We start from the raw sequence: 25,963 nt of genomic DNA on the forward strand, positions 1-25,963 counted from the left end.
GCATTACCTTAAATAACCTGTAATTGCGAATATTTACGACACAAAGCATGCTATAAACTAGTCTTGAAAGCCGTTTTTTGGTATAACTCACCCATTAGTAATACATGTCAGACCACCTTAAGAGAACATACTATGCCTTACGCACATATCACTGGTTGGGGTAAATGCATTCCACCAGCAAGCATTAGCAACGATGAAATTAGTGAAATAGTTGATACCACCGACGAGTGGATAACCACGCGTACTGGCATTAAATCTCGCCGAGTGAGCCATGTAAGTACCGCCGAGCTGGCAACTGTTGCTGCTAAGCAAGCTATTGCGTGCGCAGGCGTTGATCCTAAAGATATTGATTTAGTGATATTAGCAACCTGTACACCTTCTACTGTTGTGGCAAATACCGCCTCACAAGTGCAAAAAAATATTGGTGCAACAGGCGCTGCCGCAATGGATACAAACGCGGCATGTTCGGGCTTTTTATATGCGTTGCAAGCTGCTACAGCACAAATTCAAGCGGGTATGATTAAAAAAGCAGTGGTCATTGCCGCTGAACGTATGACCTGGTACATAAACTGGGCACGTCGCGACAGCGCTGTTTTATTTGGCGATGGCGCAGGTGCAGTAGTACTTGAAGCTGCCGATACACCAGCTGGTCTACTTGGTACCAAAACCGGTTGCGACAGCGAAGACCGCGATATTTTACACATCACCAACTTTGGTAGCGATTTAAATAAGTATGAGCCAATTGGCCCTTCTGATTTATTATTTGAAGGCCGTGAAATTTTTAAACGTGCTGTAAAAGGTATGAGTGAAGCCTGCGACGACGTACTTAAGCAAGCTGATTTGAGCCTTGACGACATTAATGTACTCGTTCCACACCAAGCTAACTTACGTATTATTCAGGCTATTCAGCATCGCTTAAAAGTACCTGACGAAAAAGTAATGGTTAACATTGGTGAGTATGGTAATACCTCTGCTGCGACTATTGCTATTGCGTTATGTGAAGCGGTTGAGCAAGGATTAATTAAACCGCATTCAAATATTATGTCTGCTGCATTTGGTGCAGGTCTTACGTGGGCTGCAAGTTACATAAAATGGGGCGAACGTGTAACGCCTATTAGTGTAAGTGATGCCGCTTTACCGCCATGTGATAAAACTGGTTTAGAGCTTGTAGCACCAGCGGTTCAAGCATGTAAAGAAGCCGAGCAAAGCTAACACAACATGTAATAAGCCACATTTAAAACGCACTTATTTAAGTGCGTTTTTGCTTTTTAAGGAATTAAACTTGAAACTTTTAGGTATTCATCACGCTGCGATTATTTGTAGTGACTATGCACGTTCTAAACACTTTTATAGCAATGTACTTAAACTTGACGTTATTAATGAGCACTTTAGAGCTGAGCGCAATTCATATAAATTAGATTTAGCCATGCCCGATGGTAGTCAAATAGAGCTATTTTCGTTTGATAGAGCGCCCGCAAGACCCAGCTATCCCGAAGCACAAGGCTTAAGACATTTAGCTTTTAAAGTAGCGGATGTACAGATTGCAAAAACGTATTTAGAGTCGTGCGATGTAAACGTTGAGGATATTAGAGTGGATGAAATAACCGGCAAAAAGTTTACCTTTTTTGCCGATCCAGATAATTTGCCACTTGAGCTTTATGAGGTTTAAAACTCATAAAGCTCAAGTTCTTACTATTGAATCAAAAACTTATTTATTAAAACGATTCTGTAAGTAGTTAAATACAGCACGAATACCTAATGCTTCACCACCCGTTGGACGACCTGGTAATGCACGTAAGTTCCACGCCATTACATCAAAATGTACCCACGGTGTTGTTGGTTCAACAAATTCTTTTAAGTAAAGCGCTGCAGTAATAGCACCACCAAATGGTGTACTTGCACAGTTTGCCATATCAGCTACATCGCTCTTTAAGAAGCTTTTGTACTGATCAAATAAAGGCAATTGCCAAACCGGATCGCTTACGTCCATTCCTGCATCAATAATACCATTTGCTACATCGCGCTCTGTTGAGAAAAAGCCCGGAAGCTCAGTGCCCAATGCAACACGACATGCGCCCGTAAGGGTAGCAAAATCAATAATTAGCTCAGGGTTATCGTTTTGTGCTTCGCTTAGTGCATCACACAATACTAAGCGCCCTTCTGCGTCTGTATTATCAATTTCGACCATAATGCCTTTGCGTGTTTTAACAACATCGCCAGGGCGAAATGCATTTCGCGATACCGCATTTTCAACAGCGGGTACAAGTACACGTAGTCTAATTGGTAAGTTAGCTGCCATAATAAGCTGCGCTAGTGCAATTACATGCGCGGCACCGCCCATGTCTTTTTTCATGTTACGCATGCCAGAGCTTGGTTTTAAATCAAGCCCGCCTGAGTCAAAACATACGCCCTTACCGACTAGTGTAATTAATGGAGCATCTGTCGCGCCCCATTTTAAATCAAGTAAACGCGGTTTATTTTCGCTTGCACGACCCACCATGTGAATAGTCGGGTAGTTTTGCTCTAATAATTCATCGCCAATCCATTGTGAAAATTCGCCATTGTAAGTTGCAGCTAAATCTTCCATTACTTGTGATAAATGTTGCGGCATCATATCTACCGCTGGAGTATTAACTAAATCACGTGCAAGTGTAATGGCATCAGCTTGTTGGCTAATGCGTTCATATAACGCTTTATCGCTAATGGCTAATTGCGCTTTTGCTGTTGGTTTTTCTTTATATTCACTAAATTCGTAACCACCAAGTACAAACCCTAAAGCAACTTGCTCTACAAAAGCGCTGTCGCCTTGAATTTGATAAGTACCAGTAGGCAGTGTGTTTGCTAAATTACCCGCAGCCCAAAAATCGTCGCTGCTTTGCATTAAACAAAATACCTGGCTTAACTCGCCTGTTTTAGCATCAGGGATTAAAGCAATACCTTGCTTTTCAAAACCTGTATTAGTTAACCAATTTTGTATAAATGCAGGCTGCTGTGCGTGCCAGTCAGATAATTCGTTTTTAAAAATAAAAGATAAAGGAATACCAGAAGATGTATGACGTAGTAATGCACTCATTAAAAAGCTCATATAATATAAAAATGGTACTTAAGAGCATATCAATAAGCGCACCTAAAAGGTATCGCTAATTTGAAGGGGATTTAGCTACTTTTTTAAGCTACTTTTAGATTCTTGCTTTTGATTTTCTTGATCTATTTTAGCATCAAGTTCTTTAATAGATTTGTTTATATTAAAAGAACTTGGCAGTACATCAACTCCCACCAAACTTCCTAATTTAACAACTAAAGGAATTGTAAGCGGGGCAAAAGGTAATACAGCAAATACACCAAGCCCTAACCCTTTTAAAATATCAACAAATTGCTCATTTGCGCGTTTTAACTCTTCTTTACTTGTTTGGCCTTGCGTGTAGCGCCTATAAATAGAGAGCATTTCTTTGGTTTCTTGTTTCTCTTGGGCGAGTGCGATTTTAAGCGCCACCATAGCACGGCGAAAACGCAGCTGTTGGCGTTTTTTACTAATTTTAACTACCCGCCAAGGTGCACGGTGAATAACTTTATATAATCGCATAACTTTTATTTTCACACAGCGGCACAGGTTCACAAAGAATAATTTACTTACAACACCCTTTAACTTACCCTTTGCACCAAATTAGTATTAAATACATACAATAATGCAGAATATGACAAATCAATTACCGCAAAAACCTGAAAAACCAAAATCTGATGAATGTTGCGGTGGTGGCAGTTGCTGTCCCTGCGTATGGGATGAATACAAAGAAAAATTAGCAGCTTGGCGGAACACACAAAACATTGAAACCCCACCAAAAAAGAAACAAATAAGTAACATTTAAATGCAATTAGCGCATTAATATTCCCTTTAAAAGCCTTATTTGCACTTATTTAGTTCATTTTAGTTTTACTTTGCACCACTGTTGCATTTTTTCTTAAATTGAATCTTTTTGTTATCAAACGGTTAATTAGTAATTGCCCTTCCTGTTTTTTATCTATAGTCTGTAGATAGGACTTCACAAAAAGTAAGCTTAATTGATTAGGCTTTTGAGCTAAAACCTCAAACTTATGTGAAACAAAAAATTAAGTGAAAAATAAATGATGTGAAATTAGCATCAAAAATAAGAATTATTCTAACTGGGGAAAATTAGAATGAAATTAAAAAATAATTCGCTAAACCAAGCAATCAAATTTGCTTTAGCTACAACCACTGCAGGGTTGTTTTTTTCAGGTTCTGCTATTGCAGCAGACGAGCAACAACAAACTAAAGTAAACAAAAACGTAGAGAAAATTGCCGTAGTTGGTACGCGCTCAGCTCCTCGTTCAATTGGTGATTCACCTGTTCCAATCGACATTATTGGCGGCGAAGAGCTTGAAAAGTCAGGCAACACTGACATGCTTGAGCTTTTAAAAGGTGCCGTGCCATCTTTTAACGTACACCAAAACCCTATTAGTGATGCGGCCTCTCTTGTTCGCCCAGCTAACTTACGTGGTTTACCATCAGACAGCACATTGGTTCTTTTAAACGGCAAACGTCGTCACCGTGCTTCTGTAATTGCATTTTTAGGCGGTGGTATTAACGATGGCGCACAAGGCGCAGATATTTCAGTTATTCCAAGTATTGCGATTAAACAAGTAGAAGTACTTCGTGATGGCGCGGCTGCGCAATATGGTTCTGATGCAATCGCCGGTGTAATGAACTTCCAACTAAAAGACGCTTCAGAGGGTGGTAAATTAGAAATCCGCCATGGTCAATTTTATGAAGGCGACGGCGATACAACACAAGTGTCGGGTAACGTCGGTTTACCATTTACCGACAATGGCTTTGCTAACTTAAGCTTTCAATACAAAACAGCTGATGCAACAAGCCGTTCAGTTCAACGTGCCGATGCTGCTGCACTTTCAGCTGCCGGTGTTCCTGATGTATCTTCTCTTGCACAAGTATGGGGTGCACCAGAAGTAGATGACGATATTACTATTTTTGGTAATGTGGGTTTAGAGCTAACAAACGACTCTGAATTTTACATGTTTGGTAACTATTCTGAACGTGATGTACGTGGCGGTTTTTATTACCGTAACCCGCAAACACGTTCAGGTGTTTACTCAAATGATGGTGGCGAAACACTACTTGTTGCCGACACAACACCTGATATGAGTGCTAACTGTCCAACTATCACAATAACAGACGGCAATGTACTAGATGATCCTGCTTACATAAATGGTGTAGCAAACAACCCTGATTGTTTTGCCTTTAACGAGATGCTTCCAGGTGGCTTTACACCTAACTTTGGCGGCAACATTACTGATACTTCTTTAACTATTGGTACTAAAGGTCGATTCACTGGTGGGTTCTTAAAAGATACTTACTATGACTTAAGCGGTACTGTGGGTTTAAATGAATCACGTTACTTTATTTACGACACGGTTAATGCCTCTTTAGGTGCAGATACGCCACGTGACTTTAGCCCAGGTAAATATGAACAGCTAGAGAAAAACTTTAACTTTGATTTATCAAAAGGTGTCGACTTTGGTTTAGCTTATGATGTAAATATTGCCGGTGGTTTTGAGTGGCATGAAGAAACATTCACTATTATCTCTGGTGATGAAGAATCTTACACAGCAGGCCCTTTAACAGAGCAAGGTTTTGGTATTGGGTCTAACGGCTTCCCTGGTTTTAAACCATCACAAGCCGGTGAGTTTTCTCGTCGTAACTATGCAGCGTATGTTGATGTTGAAGCACCGTTTACTGAAGACTTTTTAATGGGCGTAGCACTTCGATTTGAAGACTACGACAGCTTTGGTACTACAACTAACTACAAAGTAATGGCTCAATACCATTTAACTGAAGATTTAAATATTCGTGGCTCTGTAAGTAGCGGTTTCCGTGCACCTACCGTTGGTCAAGCTAACGTAAGTAACGTACAAACAAGCTTAGACAGCGGTGTATTACAAGATTCAGCGCTTCTTCCACCAACAAACCCAATTGCAGTGCAATTAGGTGGTACAGAGCTTGAGCCGGAAGAATCACAAAGTTATACACTTGGTGCTGTATACACTATCGGCGAGTTATTTTTAACGCTTGATTACTACAATATTCAAGTTGATGACCGTATTAGCCAATCAGATAAAATCAACTTAAGCCAAGCAGATAAAGATACACTTACAGCTGCTGGCGTGCCTAACGTACAAGGTCTTGCTCAGGTAAGCTTTTTTACAAATGACTTTGATACAACAACTCAAGGTATCGATTTAGTTGCAAACTATACTGCTGAACTAATGGGCGGTAGCTCTACATTTAGCCTTGCTTATAACTGGAATGATACTGAAGTAACTCAATTTAGTGAGATTACAGGTGCGTTTAAAGTTAAACGCTTAGAAGAAGATTTACCTAACCATCGTGCAACGTTCACATTGTCTCAACAGTGGGAATCAGTTTCTGCATTTGCTCGTGCAAACTACTACGGCGAATACCAAGGTGTTCACGTTGACTATGATGCAACAGCTAAAACAGCCGATGCTGCAGTTACTATTGATGCTGAAGTAACTTACTTCTTAAATGAATCAGTTAGCTTCTCTGTAGGCGCTCAAAACATATTTGACCAAGACGCTGAAAAGCTAGATTTTGCTGATAGAATTGATACGCCTAACAATAACTGGGGTGGTCAGTTCTACGAAACATCTCCATTTGGTATTAATGGTGGCTTTTACTACGCTAAAGCAACATATACTTTTTAAACTATTTTCATGAAGAACCAAAGGCGAAATGTTAAAGACATTTCGCCTTTTTAATTTTATAGTTAATAAAAATAATAATGAACAATACCAATTGCATTGAATAAGTGTTCTATTATAGCGCTCAGAAAATAGCGTAATAATAAGGCGAAAACTATGATATATAGATGCTCTATATGAATAATTTTTAACGCAGTGAGTACGCTATTTAATGCGATAGAATGATTATTTTTTTAATAAAATTGGTATAACTATGTTACTTAATAAAGCCAACCAACTACTGCAACAAAATAAACTCAAAGAAGCTGAGTTTCATTTTAAAACGCTATTAAATAGTAACCCTGAAAATGGTGAAGCTTTATTTGGCTTAGGCAGAATTGCCTTACGACTAGAACGTTATGACGCTGGCGTATACCTACTCCAAAAAGCCTGTGAGCGCTTGCCTCATATGCTTGAACCATTACATGCCCTTGCTGATGCATTTAACGGTGTTAATTCGCCAAACGATGCGTTAACGGTACTTGAATATGCAAAAAAATTAGCAATTCATAACCCAGAGCCTCATTACTACTTAGCACAGCACTATTTAACACATGGCGAGTTAGATAAAGCCCATACAACCTTTGCCCATGCGCTCAGTATTGGGGTATACCCTGTAACAGCCTATATTTTATTTGAACTTGTACAGTTAGGTCGCTTTAATAAAGAGCATAACTATGTAAGTAATTTACACCACTTACTAACTCAAACGAGCAATTTACGTTTAAAAATGGTGTGTTACTACGCTTTAGCAAACAGCTACGATGCACTTGAGGATACCGAGCAAGCATTTAATTATTTTATATTGGCGAATAAATTACAAAAAAAATTAAGTGAATTTAACACCAAAGATTTAATCCCTTTTTACGATGAAATAATAAAATACAACACCGAGGAATTTATTACCGCTGCCGATAAAACATTTACAGGTAATATCACGCCTGTCTTTATTATTGGCATGCCTCGAAGTGGTTCTACCCTCCTGGAGCAAATGTTGGCAAGCCATAGTCAGTTTTCGAGCCTAGGAGAGAGCACCAGTATTAGTAATAACGCAGTTGCTTTTATCGAACAAAAAACGGGAGTTGCTTACCCGCAATGTTTAGCGCATTTAACGCCGGATTTAATCAAAAAAGCTCGCGAACTGTATATCACAACATTAAAAACAACATCGCCCATTAGACCTTTTATAATAAATAAACTGCCGAGTAATTATCAGTCGCTTGGACTTATATATATCCTATTTCCAAATGCCAAATTTATAAACTTAAGTCGTGATTTTAATGCTATCGCGTTTTCTATTTTCACCAATTACTTTGCCGAAAACGAGCCTTATTTTTGCTCACTACCTGAGTTTAAGCTTTATCATAAGTTATATGAAAAATTAATGAGCCATTGGCAGTCTTTTAAAGCGATGCCAATTTATGATGTCAGCTACGAAGATTTAGTGAGTAACCCAAAAGAGCAGCTAACGCAGTTACTTGGCTTTTTAAACTGTAGTTTTCAAGAGCGCTGCTTAGCGTTTTATAAACAAAAAACACCGGTTACCACCTTGAGTAAACATGCTATTCGCCAACCTATTAATAATGCCGCAATCGCTAAGTGGGAGCGTTACAAAACACCTCTTTTAAAGTTACTTGATGGGAATTAATTAATCGGATGTGCTTTAAACCAATTAAGTAAATCTTTAAATTGATCATCACGCGCACTTGGGTGGGTAAGCATATTAATATGGTCGTAATCAAAATTATTCCCGTGTTTACGACCGTAAATTTGCATTTGCTGAATACCTAGCCCTGATTCGTCCATAAATTTTTGAATATCGATTGGTTGCGCTAATGCTTTATCTTTTACCGCAGCAATATGATGCGTTGGCGGTAAGTGCAGGTTGTTTAGCGCTTTTGCATAATCAAAATTATCATCAGAATCTATCCATGGCTTCTTTTTAGCCCACTGCATACTTTGATAATGCGACTTTTGAGTTTCGTTATCGCTACCCCACTTATAACCTTTAGCATTTAAATAGCCATGTTTTTTAGCAAGTAAAGGTGCCATAAAATACCAAATTAAGTTGGCTTGTAATAATTTTTGAGGGTGATTATTAAATAAAGAACGCTTAGAGCCAAAATACACACACGCTTTTACATCACTAATATATTCTGGAAATCGTGCAAACGCGCTGTTCATCAATACCCCACCCCAAGAGTGAGCAACCCAGTAGTCAGGCTTTTTGCCTTCAATCAACTCTATTTGCTTAATAAAGGCAGGGATGTCTTCTAGGATAGATTCTGTTTGTCCATATTCGGACTTGCTCGAAATGATTGGCTTGCTATCACCTCGGCCACGTAAATCAGCCACATAACATCTATATCCATGCTCAGCTAAAAAAGGGGCAAGTCCTTTATTAGAATGGGTGTAAAAAATTTTACCGTTTTCTATTGCTCCATGCATAAAAAATACAATAGGCCCTTGCTGATCTTCATTGCTAATACGGCGTAAATGAAGTGTTTGTTGAACAGCTAAATTAATAATTATTGATTGCTGAGAAATTGCCACAGTTATTCCTTTTTATTATTTTCAACTCATCCTACCAGTAATATTAAATATACCAAAGGAAATGTCTGCACTTTACTCATCAGCATTTGTTACAATCACTACATTATATCTGTTGTTAAAATGAAGCCATGAAAGAAAATAAAGCACGTTCAAAATTACACCCTCGTAACCTACATAATAATGGTTACGACTTCGATTTATTAACAACAGAGCATCCTGCTCTACAGCCCTTTGTTATAACCACACCTGCAGGGACTAAAAGCATTGATTTTAGTGATAACAAGGCTGTTAAAACACTTAATCAAGCTCTTTTAAAAGCACATTATAATATTGATTTTTGGGATATACCTGAACATAACTTATGTCCACCTATACCTGGGCGTGTTGACTATATTCATTACTTAGCCGACTTATTAAGTGATGATAACCAACAACAAATACCTTTAGGTAAGCAAATTAAAGTGCTTGATATTGGCACTGGCGCTAACTTAGTTTATCCGCTTACTGGTACAAGTGAGTATAAATGGCATTTTACTGGGACTGATATTGATACAGCCTCAGTAAAAATAGCAAAGCAAATTGCCCAGTTTAATGGTTTAAAAATCAGTCTAAAACATCAAAAAAACGCATCACATATTTTTAAAGGCGTTATAAATCAAAAAGATCTATACCATTTAACGCTCTGTAACCCTCCGTTTCATGCAAGTGAAGAAGAGGCAAGTAAAGGCAGTGAACGTAAATGGAAAAACTTAGGAAAAACACCCAGTAGCACACTTAATTTTGGTGGTCATAATAATGAGTTGTGGTGTGAAGGTGGTGAAGTTCAGTTTATCTCTAATATGATTAAAGAAAGCGAAGACTTTGCAGAGCAAGTACTGTGGTTTACATCGTTAGTCTCTAAAAAAGATAACATTGCTGCCCTTGAAGAGGTATTAAAAGCACACCCAATAGCACAATATAAAATAGTTGATATGGCACAAGGTCAAAAAATCAGCCGCTTTATTGCATGGACCTACTTTGATAAAGAAACCCGTGAACAAATTTGTAGCGAGCTGGCTTAGCACCAATTTTATTAAAAACAATAAAAAGGATAAGGCAATCATGATAGATTTTCGCTCTGATACAGTTACAAAACCAACAAAAGAAATGCGCGATATTATGTACAACGCACCGGTTGGTGACGATGTATATGGTGATGATGAAAGCGTTAACCGACTAGAAGCTTATGCGTGTAAACGTTTTAACTTTAAAGCCGCTCTTTATTGTAGCTCAGGTACACAAGCCAACTTACTTGCAATAATGGCGCATTGTGAGCGAGGTGACGAATACATTTGTGGCCAAAATGCACATAACTATAAGTTTGAGGGCGGAGGAGCAGCCGTTTTAGGGTCTGTGCAACCACAGCCTATCGAAAACAATGCTGATGGCAGTATCCCTTTTAGTAAAATAGCGACGGCTATAAAACCAGACGATTGCCATTTTGCAAAAACGCGATTGCTCAGCTTAGAGAATACCATAGGCGGAAAGGTACTCCCGCTTGAGTACTTAGCCCAAGCACGTGACTTTGTTGACACACATAATTTAGCGCTGCACTTAGACGGCGCACGTGCTTTTAATGCCGCCGTTGAGCAAAAAGTTGATATCACTGAAATTACAAAGCACTTTGACTCAGTTTCTATTTGTTTATCTAAAGGTTTGGGTGCGCCCGTAGGCTCTTTACTATTAGGCTCACCAACACTTATTAACAAAGCAAGGCGATGGAGAAAAGTACTTGGTGGCGGTATGCGCCAAGTCGGAATGCTTGCAGCCGCTGGGCAGTTTGCACTTGAGCACAATGTAGAGCGCTTAAAAGACGATCATGAAAATGCGCGTTATTTGGCTCAACAATTAAGTGAGATAAATGGTTTTACTGTCGATATGAGTAACACCACTAATATGGTTTACGCAACATACAGTAGCAGTATAAATATTGAAGAAATTGCTGAAGCGCTTAAACAACAAGGCATATTATTTAGCCCAAGCAAGCAGCTTAGGCTAGTTACGCATTTAGATATTACGCGCGAAGATATTGATACATTTATAAATGCTTTATCGGCCCATATTTAAAGCGGCTTTATAATGTTTGCGGCATACCGAAACGTATCGGTCATTGCCGCCAATTTCTACTTGGTTACCATCGGCTATTGCATCACCATTTTCATCAGTACGCAGTACATGGTTAGCTTTGCGCCCGCAGTGGCATACAGTTTTAAGCTCAACTAACTTATCAGCCCACGCAAGCAAATATTGCGACCCTATAAATAACTCGCCTCTAAAGTCGTTACGCAAGCCATAACACAATACCGGTATACCGAGTTCATCAACCACATCGGTTAATTGCATTACTTGTTCTTTTGATAAAAATTGGCACTCGTCAACTAACACACAATGGCGCTTTTTATCATTGTTGAGTGATTGAATAAGGTCAAAAACATCTTTACTAGCATCAAATACATGCGCATCAGCTTGCAAACCTATACGAGACGATACTTTACCTACGCCTTGTCTATCATCAATGGCAGCAGTAAGGATGACAGGTTCCATGCCACGTTCTTTATAATTGAATGCAGATTGTAATAACGTGGTTGATTTACCTGCATTCATTGCAGAGTAGTAAAAGTATAATTGAGCCATTGCGGTGCCATTTTATAAAAAGTGCGCTTATGCTACCTTAATATTAAATTAATACCAATTTACAAACGCGAATTTAATGAGGTTATTTAAGTGTTTGTAAATATTTAATATACACAGGCGCACTTTCAAATTTTGATAACCACTGCCACATTTGCAAGCTTAGAGTGTTATTTTCTTCATAGAATTTTTTTGAAAATACAAGATAACCATGGCTGGTTTCGTACGGTGGGTAAATCGGTTTAACATTATTACCCTCATACGGATAACTAGACACTTTTAAGCCATCTACTTGGCATAGATCAACGCTCGCTTGCACCACTCCCTTATCTAGCAACTCAAAAGCTTTGCTTTTAGAAAACGTATTATGAATAAAAAATGGTTCTTCTTTTAACGCGCTATTTAACCCATAACCATTAGGAATAGCTATCGTAAAAGCTTTATTTTGAAATACTTCGCGCGTCTCCCACTCTTTATGAAATTTATAACGCCCTATAAGGCAGCTACCAAATTCACTTATTGCATAGTCATTTTGTAATTTACCTTGCTCATTTACAGGGTAAACAGCAAAATTTTCTCGCCCTTTGCGATAACTCGCAATAACGGCATCAACACGATTAAATTCTAAATCGTTTAAGCATCTACGCCATGGCTTTCTTACATATGATATTTCTACATCAGGCAATGCTAAATCAAGTTGTTGGAGTATTTCAATTGATGCACCGGGTTTATCCGTTGGCGTATTTTGTCCTTCACCTAAAAACATAGGAGCTATGTTTTTGTCTTCGTAACAAAACACGAGACTCTGCGGTTTGCTAAATGCAGTAGCGGTAAACATTAAACTGGCAATAAAAAAGTACACTAAGCTATTAATACGCATAATAATTTTTATTAGTTGGTTATTTAAATTATAGGTTGAGTTAAGCAGACTGACTATATTTTATCAAATAATTTACATTAATCCTTCGTGTTTCAGCAACCACAGTTTCCTATCAAGCCCACCAGCATAGCCCGTTAACTTTGCATTTGCGCCAATAATTCGGTGACACGGCACAATAATACTAATCGGATTTTTACCATTCGCAGCGCCTACCGCTCTCACCGCTTTTGGGTTATTGAGTTGATTTGCAATATAGCCGTATGTTTGTGACTGTCCAAAAGGTACTGTTAATAGTGCTTGCCATACATTTTGCTGAAATACCGTACCGTTCGTATCAAGTGGTACATCAAACGTAGTACGCTTTTTAGCGAAGTACTCGTTTAACTGCGCAGCGCAAATAAGCACCGCTTTGTTAGTGACTTGCTCAAGTGCCGTATGAGGGTGAGCAACTGGTGGATAAAAACCAACGTAACTCACGCCTTTATCAGTCGCTTGAATAACTATGTCGTCTATCGGGCTTGAAATGGATGTTTGAATAATCACTATAATTGCTGCCAAAGTTGAAAAGTTAAGTAAGAGCGAAAAGGAGCGCAATTAGCAGGCTCAAAAGGGTTTGCCGCCGCTTGAGCTTTTTTAACACCTAAGTCGCCATCAAGTAGTATATCGGGTTGGCTTTGCCCTCGTAGCTTTGCATAATTTACTGTCCATGGGCCAATTCCCTTTAAGCTAAGCCATTCGTCTAAATCGTCATTTTCAGGATTTAGTGCACAAAACTGGGCTAAGTTGTGTAGCGCATTTTTGCGTGCTTGTGGCATTTTAAAAAATGCAAAATCACTATTAGCAACAATTTTAGCCGTAGGAAAATAGACGGCATCGCCCTCTTTTTCGCCTAATTCATCCACTAACTTTGTTACTAAATTATGCGCCGCAGTAACACTCACTTGTTGCCCAAGTACCGCCCTTATGCCGGCTTCAAAACTTGACCAAATCCCAGGAAGCCTGAGTCCTTCACACACTGTAAACGCATTGTTTATATTAGCGCTTAAATGCGTTTCAATTAAATTAATATCGGCATCTAAATCAAGCACACGGCGTATATTGTTTATAACAGGTTGTAAGTACACCGTATTGTCTATATTGATAGATACACTAAAGTGGTTTTTACTCGCTATAAATTCAGCGGTAAAGCTTCCTTTATATTTCTCACTTGCAAAAGTACGCCCGTAGCTCGTTTGCGTTATCCACTCCATTGGTTTTATTAAGCGCCTTTGTAAAAAGCCCTGCAAAGCAGGCCAATTATAAGGCGGCCTAAATGGTAGCGTTAACGTGAGTGTTGATGTTGGTTTTTTATCGCCACTGCGCAGCTTTGAGGGAGCTATATTTAACTGCTGTAAAAATGCATCATTAAAACGCCTAATGCTTTTAAAGCCTGCGGCAAACGCTATTTCGGTGAGGGGTAAGTGTGTTTCTTGAATCAGTTTTTTAGCAAAGTGGCATTGGTTAAATAATCGATATTGCGTAATCGACACGCCAAAATACTGCTTAAACAACTGCCTTAAATAACGACTACTTATACCTAAACGAGCTGCTAGATTTTCGCAGTCGTGTTCATCATTTTGATCTATTAACTGTTTTGCTCTAAGTGCAGTTGTTTTTGTACCCTGCCATGCAGCACTACCTGGGGCACTATCGGGCCTGCATCGGATACACGGCCTAAAACCATCTTGCGCCGCGTTATGGGCAAACTGATAATAAGCAACGTTTTTTTCGTGAGCCGTTGGTGCAGGGCAAATAGGTCTGCAATAAATACCCGTACTTTTTACCGCTACGTAAAAAAGCCCATCAAAACGAGGATCGCGACTCTGACGTGCTTTTTGCCAATGTGAAGTGTCCATAAACGGCTCTATAAATTAATCTAATAGAGCCTAGCTTATAGAAAATAAACTGTATTACTAGCCATATTCGGCACTCAACTTACTGCGGCTAAGTAGCGTTTTTCAACTTCAGTCCAATTAATTACATTATAAAAAGCGGCAATATAGTCAGGACGTTTATTTTGATACTTCAAATAATAAGCATGCTCCCATACATCAAGTCCTAAAATAGGGGTATTTCCCTGCATTAAAGGACTATCTTGATTAGCACTATTTTCTACAATCAGCTTTTCATCTGGTGTTACACATAGCCACGCCCAACCACTGCCAAATTGGCTAATTGCAGCAGCTGTAAATTCCTCTTTAAACTTATCAAAACTGCCAAACTGTTCATTTATTGCCTGAGCTACACTACCTTCAGGTTCACCTCCTCCTTGTGGGCTCATTACTTGCCAAAATAAGCTGTGATTAAAATGCCCCCCTACATGCTCTTGTACTGCTTTTTGTAAATCATTTGGTAAGCCATTAATCTCTCTCAATAACTTTTCGGCATCTAAATCAGCAAACAGTGTATTCGCTAAAGCAGCATTAGCTTTATTGATATAGGTTTGATGATGTAAAGTATGATGAATATGCATTGTTTTACCATCAATATGGGGCTCAAGCGCATCGTACTCATAGTTAAGTGCAGGCAAAGTAAACGCCATAAATTACTCCTTTATCTTTTAAATTAGTGCAGTTGATTGTTTGTAGTACTCTGTGAGCATAAGCAAAAATTCACTTGCTCTATTAGCTCAGGTAAAAAATGATAGCGTCTTGCAAATGATACAAGTTCAGAGGACGTTTTAGTGTAATGATGCTTACTCACTTTTTGTATATCGTAATGAGTATGCTCAGTTAGTGAACAGAGTGTTAAGTGTACTTCGCATAGCCATTTGCATGCATTTTCAGGCTGCTGCATAGCTATATAGGTATCAGCTAAATTATGCGAGGCAACAACAAGTGCGGGTATGCAATGCTCAATAGCATGAATGACATTGTTATTAATCTGAGCATATAAAAACTGCTGAAGAAGATGCTCTGCAAGTGTTTTAGCTAATAAGTATTTATCGCGGGCTTCGAGAAGTGCACCTTGTTCAAATGCATAATTACCTTGCATTATATTCGACTGCCAAGGGCTTAATGCTTGATTAAGATAAAGTAAATCTGAGTGGGATTGTTTTTGATTTGAGATCATATAATCATCTGCACGTTTATTTATGGGCGTGTAGTTAACTTACACACCCAAAAACTCAAATGCAAATGATTTTCATTAACTATTTAGCGAAATCTAGTAATTCCTGCCCTGTTAAGCGATATATTATCCATTCGTTTTGCGGCTTTGCACCAATGCTATTGTAAAAATCGATAGCGGGTTTATTCCAATCTAAAACCACCCATTCAAACCGACCACAGTTATTGCTAATCGCCTTATTAGCTAAGTGCTTCATAATGGCTTTACCAGCACCATTGCCACGGCTATCTGGGCTTACGTATAAATCTTCAAGGTATAGGCCATTTTTACCTAACCAGGTAGAGTAATTATAAAAATAGACCGCAAAACCAATTGGCTCATCACCTTCTAAACAAATTATGCTGTGCGCAGTTGCACCGTCACTAAACAGGGTATCTAAAATAGCCTGTTCGTCTGTTTTAACTGCATCCGGTTCTTTTTCATATATGGCAAGTTCGGTAATAAAGTGCAAAATTGTTTTTGCATCACTTGGTTTTGCATCACGTATTATAATGGGTTGGCTCATTGTATTTTTACCTTAAATATACTGCTCTAATTTATCTTTTAAAATATCTAATTGAATAGGTTTACTCAAGTAATCGTCCATGCCTGCTGTTATACAACGCTCTTTATCGGAGTTCATTGCATTAGCAGTAAGGGCAATAATTTTTATATTTTTATGTTGCTCACCCGCTCCCCCTTCGCGTATAGCTGCTGTTGCCCCAAACCCATCCAAAACTGGCATTTGGCAATCCATAAGTACCAATTTAAAAAAGCCAGAATCATGAGACTCTAATATATCAATTGCCAATTGACCATTTTCGGCAATTGTAACGTCGCAATTAAGCTTTTTGAGCATTAATGTAGCCACTTGCCGATTAATTGGATTATCCTCTACAAGTAATATTTGGGTAGATGCCTGCACCTGTTCTTTTTTAAGAGAAGAAATATAGCCTGACGTAACAAGTGGGAGTGTCTCGTCTGCATCATTACTTGTTATCACTGACAGTGCAGAAATTAAATCGGCTGTGGTTACAGGTTTGGGGAAATATGCCTGAAAACCTGCATTAGAATAGCGCTGCGCACCTTCCATACCAGCGATACTAGTCATCATTACAAGTGGCATTAATTTATAATGTTCATGTGCTTTTAGTGCTTTACACAGCTCTATGCCATCCATCTCTGGCATTTGCATGTCAAGGACTGCAATATCATACATGCAATTGTTACTTTTATACTGCTGCGCACACATATCAAGTGCTTGATGCGCATCACATGCAAGTGCAACCTTAGCGCCCCAATGTTCAAGCTGTTGTGAAATTACAATTCGATTTGTCTCGTTATCATCAACAACCAGAACGGTTAGCTCTTCCATATTAATATTTGGAATATAACGTTCTTTTTGATCTCCCGGAGTTAGCATTATAGTGGCAGTAAAGGTACTCCCTTTACCGGCTTCGCTAGTGAGAGAGATGGCTCCCCCCATTAGCTCACAAAGCTGCTTACAAATAGCCAGCCCTAAGCCACTGCCTCCATATTCACGCGTTGTTGATGCATCGACTTGAGAAAACGGAGTAAATAATTGCTCTTGTTTTTCTAAACTTATTCCTATGCCTGAGTCCTTTATACTTACAACAAACTCTAAACCTTGAACTACTTTATTAATTTTCGCGCTTACAACGACCTCGCCTTTACTCGTAAACTTAACCGCGTTGCTCAATAAATTAGTGATTACTTGGCGAATGCGCCCAGGATCGCCGCATAACTGCGAAGGTTCCAGCGCTACCAGATCCAAAATAATTTCAATACCTTTATCTTGAGCTGTAAATGCTTGTGCAGCAGCAACTTCACCAATTAAATCACGTCCATTAAAGTTAATCTCTTCAAGCTCGATTTTACCTGCTTCAGCTTTAGAGAAATCTAAAATATCGTTAATTACACCCAATAAAGAATGTGCACTTTTTTTGGCTATATCTACTTTTGTTTCTATTGGTTTAGATAATGACTCTAATTGAACAAGTTCTAGCATACCGAGTACACCATTCATTGGCGTTCTGATTTCATGGCTCATGGTTGCTAAAAACTGACTCTTAGCAATAGCTGCATCCTCTGCTTTCACAAGCGCAACTTTAAGCTCTTCACTAATTACTTTTCGTTTTTGAGAAACTAAAGTACTACCCACTAAAGTAGCTAATGATCGAAGATAGGTTTCTTCACTTTGCGTCCAATAGTGGTGCTCGCCAACGGTTTCAGCACATAAAATACCTAAATTACCATCGCCTGTTGCTATAACGGCACCAAGCATAGATTTAATGTTTAGTGGTTTTGCATACGCTTCTATAAAATCAACAGTTGCCGGGTGAGTATAAACATCATCAATAGCCACTAAATTATGCATATAGATGGCATCATAATAAGTAGGGTAATCTTTGGCTGTTAAAACAGCATCTGTATCTACAAACCCTTGACCATCTATATATAAACTTTGACACGCCATTGCGTCTCGTTGTTCGTTAAAAATCCATACCGAAGCACGTGCAACATTTAGCACTTCACACATAGATTTAACCGCTAGCTTTTTAACTTGCTCTACATCACTATTTTGTACTTCAGGTGCAACCGTAAGCGCGGCTAAGTTTTTGTTATATCTGTTGGCTTTTTCGCTTTCAAGTTCAAGGCGTTTATGTGCATCGATACTTTGAAATGAGCCAAAAACACGCACACATTTACCATCTTTAAACTCTGTTTGCCCCATCGATTTAACCCAGCGCTCCTGCCCTGTATAAGTTAAAATAATAAGTTCAACACTCCAACTCTCTCCAAGCGTAACAGCGCATTCAAACAGAGTATTTATAGTATCTTGATGTACACCTGGTTTATAAAACTCAATGGCAGTATCTATATTCGGTTCAAAATCTTCAGGGACCTCATGAATCACCTTAACCTCATCAGACCAATAAAGCGTATGCGCTTCTAAGTCCATTTCCCATGCGCCAATTTGACCTTGTTTACTCATTGATTCTAATAGGCTTTGCTGACGTTTTATTTCTAGTTGTGTGTTATAACGCTCTGTAATATCTAAAATAAAGCCATCTAAATGCAATATGTTGCCATCATCTGCGTAAATCGCTTGGCCTTTTTCGTTTACCCAATGCACTGAGCCATCGCGGGCTGTAATTCTATACTCAACAGACCATGACTGCTTAGCACTGGCACAGCGTAAAATTTCAGCTTTTATTTTTTTAGAATCGTCTTCGCATATTAAATCAAAAAAGTTGAGTGTTTCGTTATGTATTAACTCATCAGGTGAATAACCTGTTATCTCACTTGCTTGCTCACTCATATAAAGCGTGCTTAATTTATCATCAAACTTACAACGATAAATAATGCCAGGGGTATTTGATACTAAAGATTCAAATCTATCTCGGCTTCCTTGCAGTTCAAGTTCAGTTGCTTTTTTGTCTGAGATATCTAAGTGAGTGCCTATCATTCGCTTAGGCGAACCATCACTATTCCATTCAACCACTTTAGCTGTATCAAGCACCCACACCCAATGGCCCTTTTTATGCTTCATACGCGCTTCACTTTCGTAGTAATCTGTTTCACCAGCAAAGTGCGCTTTTAGCTTTAAGTCTGATTCAATTAAATCCTCTGGGTGAGCAAATTTATACCACGTTTGTATTGTACAAGGTTCTAGATCACTCAGTTTATACCCTATAATTTCAGCCCAACGGTTATTTAAAACAACTAAGTTAGTATCAATATACCAATCCCAAATACCTACAGCAGTTGTATCTATCACTAACTGCAACTGTGTTTTATGTTGCTCAAGCTCTAGCTCTTGTAGTTTAAGCGCGGTCATATCGGTACGAATAGCAATATAGCTTTGCGGTTTACCGCTTTCATCTAAAAATGGCGCAATCGTCGTATCTACCCAATATATGCCACCATGCTTCGCTTTATTGCATATTTGCCCGTTCCATACATCTCCGCGTTTGAGGGTTTTATACATATTTTTAAAAAATTCTTTTTCGTGCTTTCCAGAATTTAAAATACGATGGTTTTGACCTATTAATTCATATTCATCGTAGCCACTAATTTCACAAAATTTCTTATTTACAAAAGTAATGGTGCCATGCAAATCAGTTACTGCAACAATGGCATGTTCATCTAATGCGCTTTTTTGCTCAGCTAATTGTTTTAATGCAATTTGAAGTGCAGAGCGTTGTTTTTGCAGTATACTTTGCTGTTCTGCTTTTACGGCCACTAACTTACGCAGGCCTAATGAAAGCTGATTAAACTCTATGCTGTCGTTTATTATTGGCACTTTAATCACATCACCTTTGGTAATGTTTTCAACAATTTTAGCTAAGTTAATTAAAGGTCGAGAAAGCCGACGACCAAACCACCACGACGACGTTAATATAAGTAGTAACGCCCCCATATTTGTTAATATAGCGAGCTGCTTATAATAATTAGACCCTTGCAATGCAACGTTTTTTGGTTTTGATACAAGTAATTGCCAACCAGATTCATTTAAAAACTCTAAAGAATTAATATACCCATATAAAATGGCTTCATCTTTATTACTATAAGAAAAAACACGTTGTGTTGGTGAGCCGCTTTGAGAGAAAAATAGTGGTTGGGTATCGTCTGTATTATTACTTTTTTGAATTTGATTATTGTGCATAACATAAAATGTTATGTCTTTATTAGCTGTGTGTATTTTACTTAGATTATCCAATAAGCCGTTTAAATTTATATCTGCGAGCAAGATGGTTTGTAACTTATTTTCGCCATTTAACACCGGTAAACCAATAATATGATACTCACGCCCTGAGACAGTCATTGACTGAAATTGAATTTTACCTGTGTTTTTAATACCAGAACGAATGTCGTTAAAGCGTTGATCTTTAATAACATTAAAAAAGGGGGATGTGGGGAGTGAATTAACGAGGTCTACATCAATAAGCTCTACATTATTGACAAAGTCGTACTGCTCAACAAATTGACTGATTAATTTTTGTTTTTTAGCAGGGCTAATATCAAACTGTTCCCTAAGCAAATATAGGTCTTTAACATGGTCCGCAAACCAAATATCAGCAAATTGCTTACCTATATTATTAAGCTCGTTTAGTTCAGTGTCTGCATTTTGTTTAAGGGTGCTATTTACGTGTTCAAGACTAAACCAAGTAAGTATACAAAGAGGCCCTAAGGCTATAATTATAAAGGTTATAATTAACTTACTTCGAACAGATTGTCCTTTACCTGTTAATTCACCAAAGTTTAAACCTTTGTCCATGCTTAATACCCAGCAGCTTTTAATCATTTAATATTACTTACATTAATGCACTAAATATATAAAGACGCAAGTTTTGAGCCGTAAACTCCTTAAAAAATGGGTGTTTAGCGTTACAAGATTAAATTCACACTTTTTAAAATATACGTCTTTATTACTAGCTTATAATTAGATTTATTGACCCTACCGCATCTGTAGCGGTTTTAAACCAGCCATGATATAAGCAATATTCAATTAATACATTTGAGGACATTATGGCGCACGATCACTCACATTGTCATGTAGACGAAAGCCAAAGCGATAAACAGCTCACCGTTGCTGTGGTTATTAATGTGTTGCTAACCATAGCCCAAATTATTGGCGGGATATTTTCGGGTAGTTTGTCACTTATAGCCGACGCCCTTCATAATTTAAGTGATGCTGGCGCTATATTTATAGCTTTGGTTGCACGTAAAATTGGTAATAAACCAGCGGACAACACTCATCATTTTGGCTATAAACGCGCTGAAATACTTGCCACACTTTTTAATAGCAGTACATTGATATTAATTGGTGTGTATTTAATTTTTGAAGCCATTTCGAGCTACGTAAACCCTCAACCAATCAATGGCTGGATAGTTGTGTGGGTAGCCGTAATAGCATTGGTTATTGATTTAGCAACCGCATTTTTAACCTACCGAGCTGGCGCAAATCACAGTATAAATATAAAAGCGGCCTTTATTCATAACGTATCAGATGCAATGGCATCTATTGTTGTTATTATTGCGGGCACCTTAATTATTTTATACCAGTGGTATATTGTTGATTTAATTGCCACTGTGCTTATTTCTCTTTATGTAATTTATCATGGCATTTTACTATTAAAGCAAAGCTGTAAAATTTTAATGCAAGCAGCGCCTAGCAACATTGATACACACGCAATATCACATGCAATTAGTAGTGAATTTAATATCGAATCGGTAATGAGCATCAAGCTTTGGCAACTAGACGATAAAGAAAATTATTGCGAGCTTATTATTAGCACTCAGCACGTAATTGATTTAGCCGCAGTTAAAAGTTTTTTGCACGACAATTTTAAAATCGAAAATTGCATAATAGAAACCCAATCTATTACAAATAAAAGCATAATTTAATGTTTTTAAATAACAAGCTAAACCAAATACACAACTTATTTAATTGAAAACAGCTCGTATTATCATTTACAATATTGCCATTAACTCATAATGAGATACCGTTTTTGAAACTTTGGTTACGTAGAATTCATTTAGGCCTTGCCCTTATTAGCGGACTATTTTTATTAATAGTGAGCCTAACCGGTGCTGTTATGATTTATGCAAAAGACATACAGCACTTAATAGAACCCGCAAAATGGCAAGTTACACCCAAAAAAAACTTAATGCCTTACGATGAACTTATACAAGACGTACAAGCTCAAACTAAGCAAAAAATCACCTTTTTTATGCCCGAACAAGCGCCAAACGCCGCATGGCAATTTAGGTTAGCCAATAAACACTACGCCAGCGTTAACCCCTACTCAGGGGATGTACTAAACGTTTATGAATCAACAGACACGATTTATGGGTTTGCTATGGGATTACATCGTTGGCTGTTGTTTGAAAACAGTGAAGGTGAAAAAACCTTTCGAAATTGGATGTCGGTGTGTGCATTGCTGCTTTTAATAAATGTATTACTGGGTTTTTATTTATGGGTAAAGCCTAAAAACAGAGTTAAACGTTTAGCTATAAAACCAAAAGCCAAATTTAGAGTGCTCATGTATCAATTACATACAGTGCTTGGTGTTTACTTTTTTATACCGCTCATGCTGATTGCCTTTACTGGTATGGCATTTAACTGGAAAACACAAACACAATCAGTATTAGAATTTGTGACCTTTAACAAGGTAGAACAAAGACCTAAAGCACCAAAAGTAATAACACCTTCTCAAGCTGCATTAAACTACAATGAAGCAATTAAAAATGCAGAGAACGTATTTCCAGACGGTAAATTATATAGAATTTACTTACCTAAAAAGAATGACGAAGCAATTGCACTGAGAATGCAAAACCCTGGCGAAAGCCACGCTTACAGCTGGGTTTGGACTAACCCATTTACGGGTAAAGTATTAAACTCATTCGACGCCAGTAAAACCAACTTCACAACACAAGCATGGAACTTTAAGTATAAGTTTCACATTGGTGATTTTGCAGGTCCTATTGTGCAGTTTTTATGGTTATTAATAGCCCTTTCACTCGCATTTTTTATTGTAAGCGGTGTATATTTTTGGTTAAAACGCCATAAATGGAAATAAATATCATTAACACTTGCGCCGCTAGTTGATAATAATTACCATTACGTTAATTATTATCAACTAAGACTCCTCATGTTAAAAACTTCGCTTTGCCTTATTGCTGTTGCAATAAGTACTAACACTCTAGCCAATGAAAATAATAAAAATGAATCCACTTCTGATCAATTTGAGCATGTCATTGTTTCAGGCAGCCGCATATCAGAAAGCATTGACGAAGTACCTGCCTCGATTACCGTTATTAATCAGCAACAAATACAACAGCATTTAAAAGTAAGCTCAGAACTGGGAAGTTTACTCGCGCAAATGGTTCCAGGGCTCGCCCCAAATACAGGCAGCTCAAGTAATTCAGGACAAACGCTACGCGGCCGCGCGCCATTAATAATGATTGATGGTGTACCGCAATCAACTCCTCTTCGTAATGGTTCTTTAGGCGTAAAAACACTTGATGCAAGTGCCATAGCGCGCATTGAAGTAATAAAAGGCGCAACGTCTATTTATGGTAATGGTGCCTCAGGTGGCATTATTAACTACATAACAAAACAGGCTCGCAGTGATGGTAAACCTGAAGGCGAAATAAGTATTTTAAGCCGCTTTAGCGCTGTTAAGTTAGCAGAAAGTGGTGGCGGCAGAATAGCGGCTGCAGTAAACGGTAAGTTCGAAAAACTAAGCTACCTGTTAACAGCAAGCTATGAAGAAAATGGCGTACAACGCGATGCAGAGGGCGATATTTTAGGCTTGCAATATGGTTTATCAGACTCTGAGACTCAAAACTATTTTACCAAACTAACTTATGATTTTGACGACGAAAAGCAACTGCAGTTTAGCTATAACTATTTCAGTTCACAGCAAAAAACTGATTTGGGCGATGTTACTGGTGATGGCAATGTAGGGGAAAAAACATACGCTATACATGTCCCCTTAGAGCTTCAAAAACAAGGTAAGCCGCAAGGACCCGATGGCAACGAAAATATAACCCTAAAATATGTTGATTACGCGTTGTTTGAAAACACACAAATGACCCTCGATCTTTATAAACAAGATATAGAAAACGTATTCTTTTTCTCCACTAACCTAGCTAACCTCGATGAAGGCTATACCGGTGGCCAATCCGTTATTAAATCAGACAAGCAAGGTGCAAGGGCTACATTTAATAGTCAGTTTGATTTTGAAAACGTAACAGCCACCTTAATCTACGGTATTGATGCCTTAAACGATAAAACATCGCAACCTTTAGTAGATGGCCGTGTGTGGGTGCCCGAAATGGACATGGAAAGTGTGGCTGGCTTTTTACAAACCAAATGGTTAATAAACGACGATATTATTGTAAAAGCAGGTGTAAGAAACGAAAGTATTGATTTGAGCGTAAGTGATTACCAAACATTAAAACTGTGTAGAACCCCTTCGCAATGCTCAGTGCCATTAAATGTGCGTGGTGATACCATAAACTATGACGCTACAACGTATAATGCAGGCATAAAATACAATTTAACAGATGCATTCAGCCCATTTTTTAGTTATTCACAGGGATCTGATATTTCTGATATTGGCCGCTTACTTCGCGCTGCAACCGTTGACGATATTGCACTTATTCAGACACAAGCATCTATAATTGACAACTACGAAGTTGGTTTTACTTCACAGTTTGAAAACGTTCGTTTTGAATTTGCACTGTACAGAAGTACTTCAGAGCTTGGCACCAGTAATGAATTTAACGAAGTAACGGGTGTTTACGAACCCGTACGCGCACCTCAAGAAATATGGGGTTACGAAGGTTTAGTTAATTATACTATTAACCAAGACCTTAAATTAGGTGCTACATACAGCTACGTAGAAGGTAAAAACACCGAAGCGGATGAATATTTAGGGGCAAAACAAATCAGCCCGCCGAAAGCCACTGCTAATTTAACATGGCAAACCAACGAAAAGTTATCACTTGCAATGAGTTTTTTATATGTAGGCGACAGAAAGCGTTTTGATAAAAATGCACAGGGCCAATACTCTGGCGATCAAGGCCCTGTTAGTAGCTACAACACATTTAACTTAAGTGGCCAATACAATGTTAACGCCAGCTGGAGTGGCTATTTTGGTATCGAAAACCTGTTCAATAGCGATTACTACCCTGCCCGCGCACAATCTTACACTTACGGCGGCTATAACATCAAAGGATTAGGCACAACGGCTACCCTAGGTGCTAAATACCAGTTTTAATTACTAATAGACTCAATAAATAGGCATCATCAGCATGCCTATTTATTTAAAAAATAACATGAAAAGCAGTCTCTCAACTTATTGTTTATAAATACCTCTAGTA

At 38.3% G+C, this 25,963-nt stretch carries 21 protein-coding genes; 10 read left to right on the forward strand and 11 right to left on the reverse strand.

Translation table 11 applies throughout. The features are described from left to right. The first annotated feature begins 132 nt into the window (after positions 1 to 132). On the forward strand, positions 133 to 1,212 hold the full coding sequence (locus tag EU510_RS08425) for a ketoacyl-ACP synthase III (RefSeq protein ID WP_149593103.1): 1,080 nt from the start codon (positions 133 to 135) through the stop codon (positions 1,210 to 1,212). 70 nt (positions 1,213 to 1,282) lie between these two features. After that, positions 1,283 to 1,669 (forward strand): VOC family protein, encoded by a 387-nt coding sequence (locus tag EU510_RS08430; protein WP_149593104.1) that lies wholly within the window; start codon positions 1,283 to 1,285, stop codon positions 1,667 to 1,669. A gap of 39 nt (positions 1,670 to 1,708) precedes the next feature. Here EU510_RS08430 and EU510_RS08435 read toward each other — a convergent pair whose 3' ends face one another. Together EU510_RS08435 and EU510_RS08440 are read right to left on the reverse strand one after the other, a co-directional pair. Next, positions 1,709 to 3,073 carry a leucyl aminopeptidase family protein gene (locus EU510_RS08435; RefSeq protein ID WP_101216124.1) on the reverse strand — a complete coding sequence of 455 codons (1,365 nt, stop codon included), beginning with the start codon at positions 3,071 to 3,073 and terminating at the stop codon, positions 1,709 to 1,711. An 87-nt stretch (positions 3,074 to 3,160) separates the two neighbouring features. Continuing rightward, positions 3,161 to 3,583, reverse strand: a complete 423-nt coding sequence (locus EU510_RS08440) for a hypothetical protein (protein ID WP_149593105.1) — start codon at positions 3,581 to 3,583, stop codon at positions 3,161 to 3,163. Positions 3,584 to 3,695: 112 nt separating this feature from the next. Between EU510_RS08440 and EU510_RS08445 the strand changes: the two genes are divergently transcribed. From EU510_RS08445 to EU510_RS08455, 3 genes are all read left to right on the forward strand, one after another. After that, entirely contained in the window at positions 3,696 to 3,866 is a 171-nt protein-coding gene (locus EU510_RS08445) for an oxidoreductase-like domain-containing protein (RefSeq protein WP_149593106.1), read from the forward strand. 310 nt (positions 3,867 to 4,176) lie between these two features. Continuing rightward, positions 4,177 to 6,759 (forward strand): TonB-dependent receptor plug domain-containing protein, encoded by a 2,583-nt coding sequence (locus EU510_RS08450; protein WP_149593107.1) that lies wholly within the window; start codon positions 4,177 to 4,179, stop codon positions 6,757 to 6,759. A gap of 250 nt (positions 6,760 to 7,009) precedes the next feature. Next, positions 7,010 to 8,443, forward strand: coding sequence for a tetratricopeptide repeat-containing sulfotransferase family protein (locus EU510_RS08455; protein ID WP_149593108.1), 1,434 nt, complete (start codon positions 7,010 to 7,012; stop codon positions 8,441 to 8,443). Here the strand turns inward: EU510_RS08455 and EU510_RS08460 are convergent. Beyond that, positions 8,440 to 9,348: an alpha/beta fold hydrolase gene (locus EU510_RS08460; protein WP_149593109.1), complete on the reverse strand. Its 909-nt coding sequence runs from the start codon at positions 9,346 to 9,348 to the stop codon at positions 8,440 to 8,442. The two genes, EU510_RS08455 and EU510_RS08460, sit on opposite strands and share 4 nt — an antisense overlap. A gap of 128 nt (positions 9,349 to 9,476) precedes the next feature. On the opposite strand from EU510_RS08460, the gene rlmF reads away from it, so the two are divergent. Continuing rightward, a complete protein-coding gene (gene rlmF / locus EU510_RS08465) occupies positions 9,477 to 10,409 on the forward strand; it encodes a 23S rRNA (adenine(1618)-N(6))-methyltransferase RlmF (RefSeq protein ID WP_149593110.1) in 933 nt (310 codons plus the stop codon). A 40-nt stretch (positions 10,410 to 10,449) separates the two neighbouring features. Then, positions 10,450 to 11,454, forward strand: a complete 1,005-nt coding sequence (gene ltaE / locus EU510_RS08470; RefSeq protein WP_149593111.1) for a low-specificity L-threonine aldolase — start codon at positions 10,450 to 10,452, stop codon at positions 11,452 to 11,454. On the opposite strand, the gene EU510_RS08475 is transcribed toward ltaE, so the two are convergent. The 8 genes from EU510_RS08475 to EU510_RS08510 all read right to left on the reverse strand — a co-directional run bounded on the left by EU510_RS08475 (position 11,437) and on the right by EU510_RS08510 (position 21,347). Beyond that, entirely contained in the window at positions 11,437 to 12,021 is a 585-nt protein-coding gene (locus EU510_RS08475) for a thymidine kinase (RefSeq protein WP_149593112.1), read from the reverse strand. The genes ltaE and EU510_RS08475 overlap by 18 nt on opposite strands. 82 nt (positions 12,022 to 12,103) lie before the next feature. Then, positions 12,104 to 12,898, reverse strand: coding sequence for an amino acid ABC transporter substrate-binding protein (locus tag EU510_RS08480; RefSeq protein ID WP_149593113.1), 795 nt, complete (start codon positions 12,896 to 12,898; stop codon positions 12,104 to 12,106). 72 nt (positions 12,899 to 12,970) lie between these two features. Then, positions 12,971 to 13,441, reverse strand: a complete 471-nt coding sequence (locus EU510_RS08485) for a methylated-DNA--[protein]-cysteine S-methyltransferase (protein ID WP_149593114.1) — start codon at positions 13,439 to 13,441, stop codon at positions 12,971 to 12,973. Continuing rightward, positions 13,441 to 14,793 carry a DNA-3-methyladenine glycosylase 2 family protein gene (locus tag EU510_RS08490; RefSeq protein ID WP_149593115.1) on the reverse strand — a complete coding sequence of 451 codons (1,353 nt, stop codon included), beginning with the start codon at positions 14,791 to 14,793 and terminating at the stop codon, positions 13,441 to 13,443. The genes EU510_RS08485 and EU510_RS08490 overlap by 1 nt, the downstream gene beginning before the upstream one ends. A gap of 74 nt (positions 14,794 to 14,867) precedes the next feature. Continuing rightward, complete coding sequence (locus EU510_RS08495; protein ID WP_149593116.1) at positions 14,868 to 15,479, reverse strand: superoxide dismutase; 612 nt, start codon at positions 15,477 to 15,479, stop codon at positions 14,868 to 14,870. Between the two features lie 23 nt (positions 15,480 to 15,502). Continuing rightward, a complete protein-coding gene (locus EU510_RS08500) occupies positions 15,503 to 16,009 on the reverse strand; it encodes a hypothetical protein (RefSeq protein WP_149593117.1) in 507 nt (168 codons plus the stop codon). Between the two features lie 79 nt (positions 16,010 to 16,088). Further along, a complete protein-coding gene (locus EU510_RS08505; RefSeq protein WP_149593118.1) occupies positions 16,089 to 16,571 on the reverse strand; it encodes a GNAT family N-acetyltransferase in 483 nt (160 codons plus the stop codon). A 12-nt stretch (positions 16,572 to 16,583) separates the two neighbouring features. After that, positions 16,584 to 21,347 (reverse strand): PAS domain-containing protein, encoded by a 4,764-nt coding sequence (locus tag EU510_RS08510; RefSeq protein WP_149593119.1) that lies wholly within the window; start codon positions 21,345 to 21,347, stop codon positions 16,584 to 16,586. A gap of 251 nt (positions 21,348 to 21,598) precedes the next feature. On the opposite strand from EU510_RS08510, the gene EU510_RS08515 reads away from it, so the two are divergent. From EU510_RS08515 to EU510_RS08525, 3 genes are all read left to right on the forward strand, one after another. Then, the gene (locus EU510_RS08515; protein WP_149593120.1) at positions 21,599 to 22,477 is read left to right on the forward strand and encodes a cation diffusion facilitator family transporter; all 879 of its coding nucleotides are present in this window, start codon (positions 21,599 to 21,601) and stop codon (positions 22,475 to 22,477) included. Between the two features lie 104 nt (positions 22,478 to 22,581). Continuing rightward, positions 22,582 to 23,652 carry a PepSY-associated TM helix domain-containing protein gene (locus tag EU510_RS08520; RefSeq protein WP_149593121.1) on the forward strand — a complete coding sequence of 357 codons (1,071 nt, stop codon included), beginning with the start codon at positions 22,582 to 22,584 and terminating at the stop codon, positions 23,650 to 23,652. Between the two features lie 72 nt (positions 23,653 to 23,724). Further along, positions 23,725 to 25,860, forward strand: a complete 2,136-nt coding sequence (locus EU510_RS08525) for a TonB-dependent receptor (RefSeq protein ID WP_149593122.1) — start codon at positions 23,725 to 23,727, stop codon at positions 25,858 to 25,860. Positions 25,861 to 25,963: the final 103 nt, after the last annotated feature.

Origin of the sequence: Pseudoalteromonas sp. FUC4, from assembly GCF_008370255.1 — a bacterium.
GTDB lineage: Bacteria > Pseudomonadota > Gammaproteobacteria > Enterobacterales > Alteromonadaceae > Pseudoalteromonas.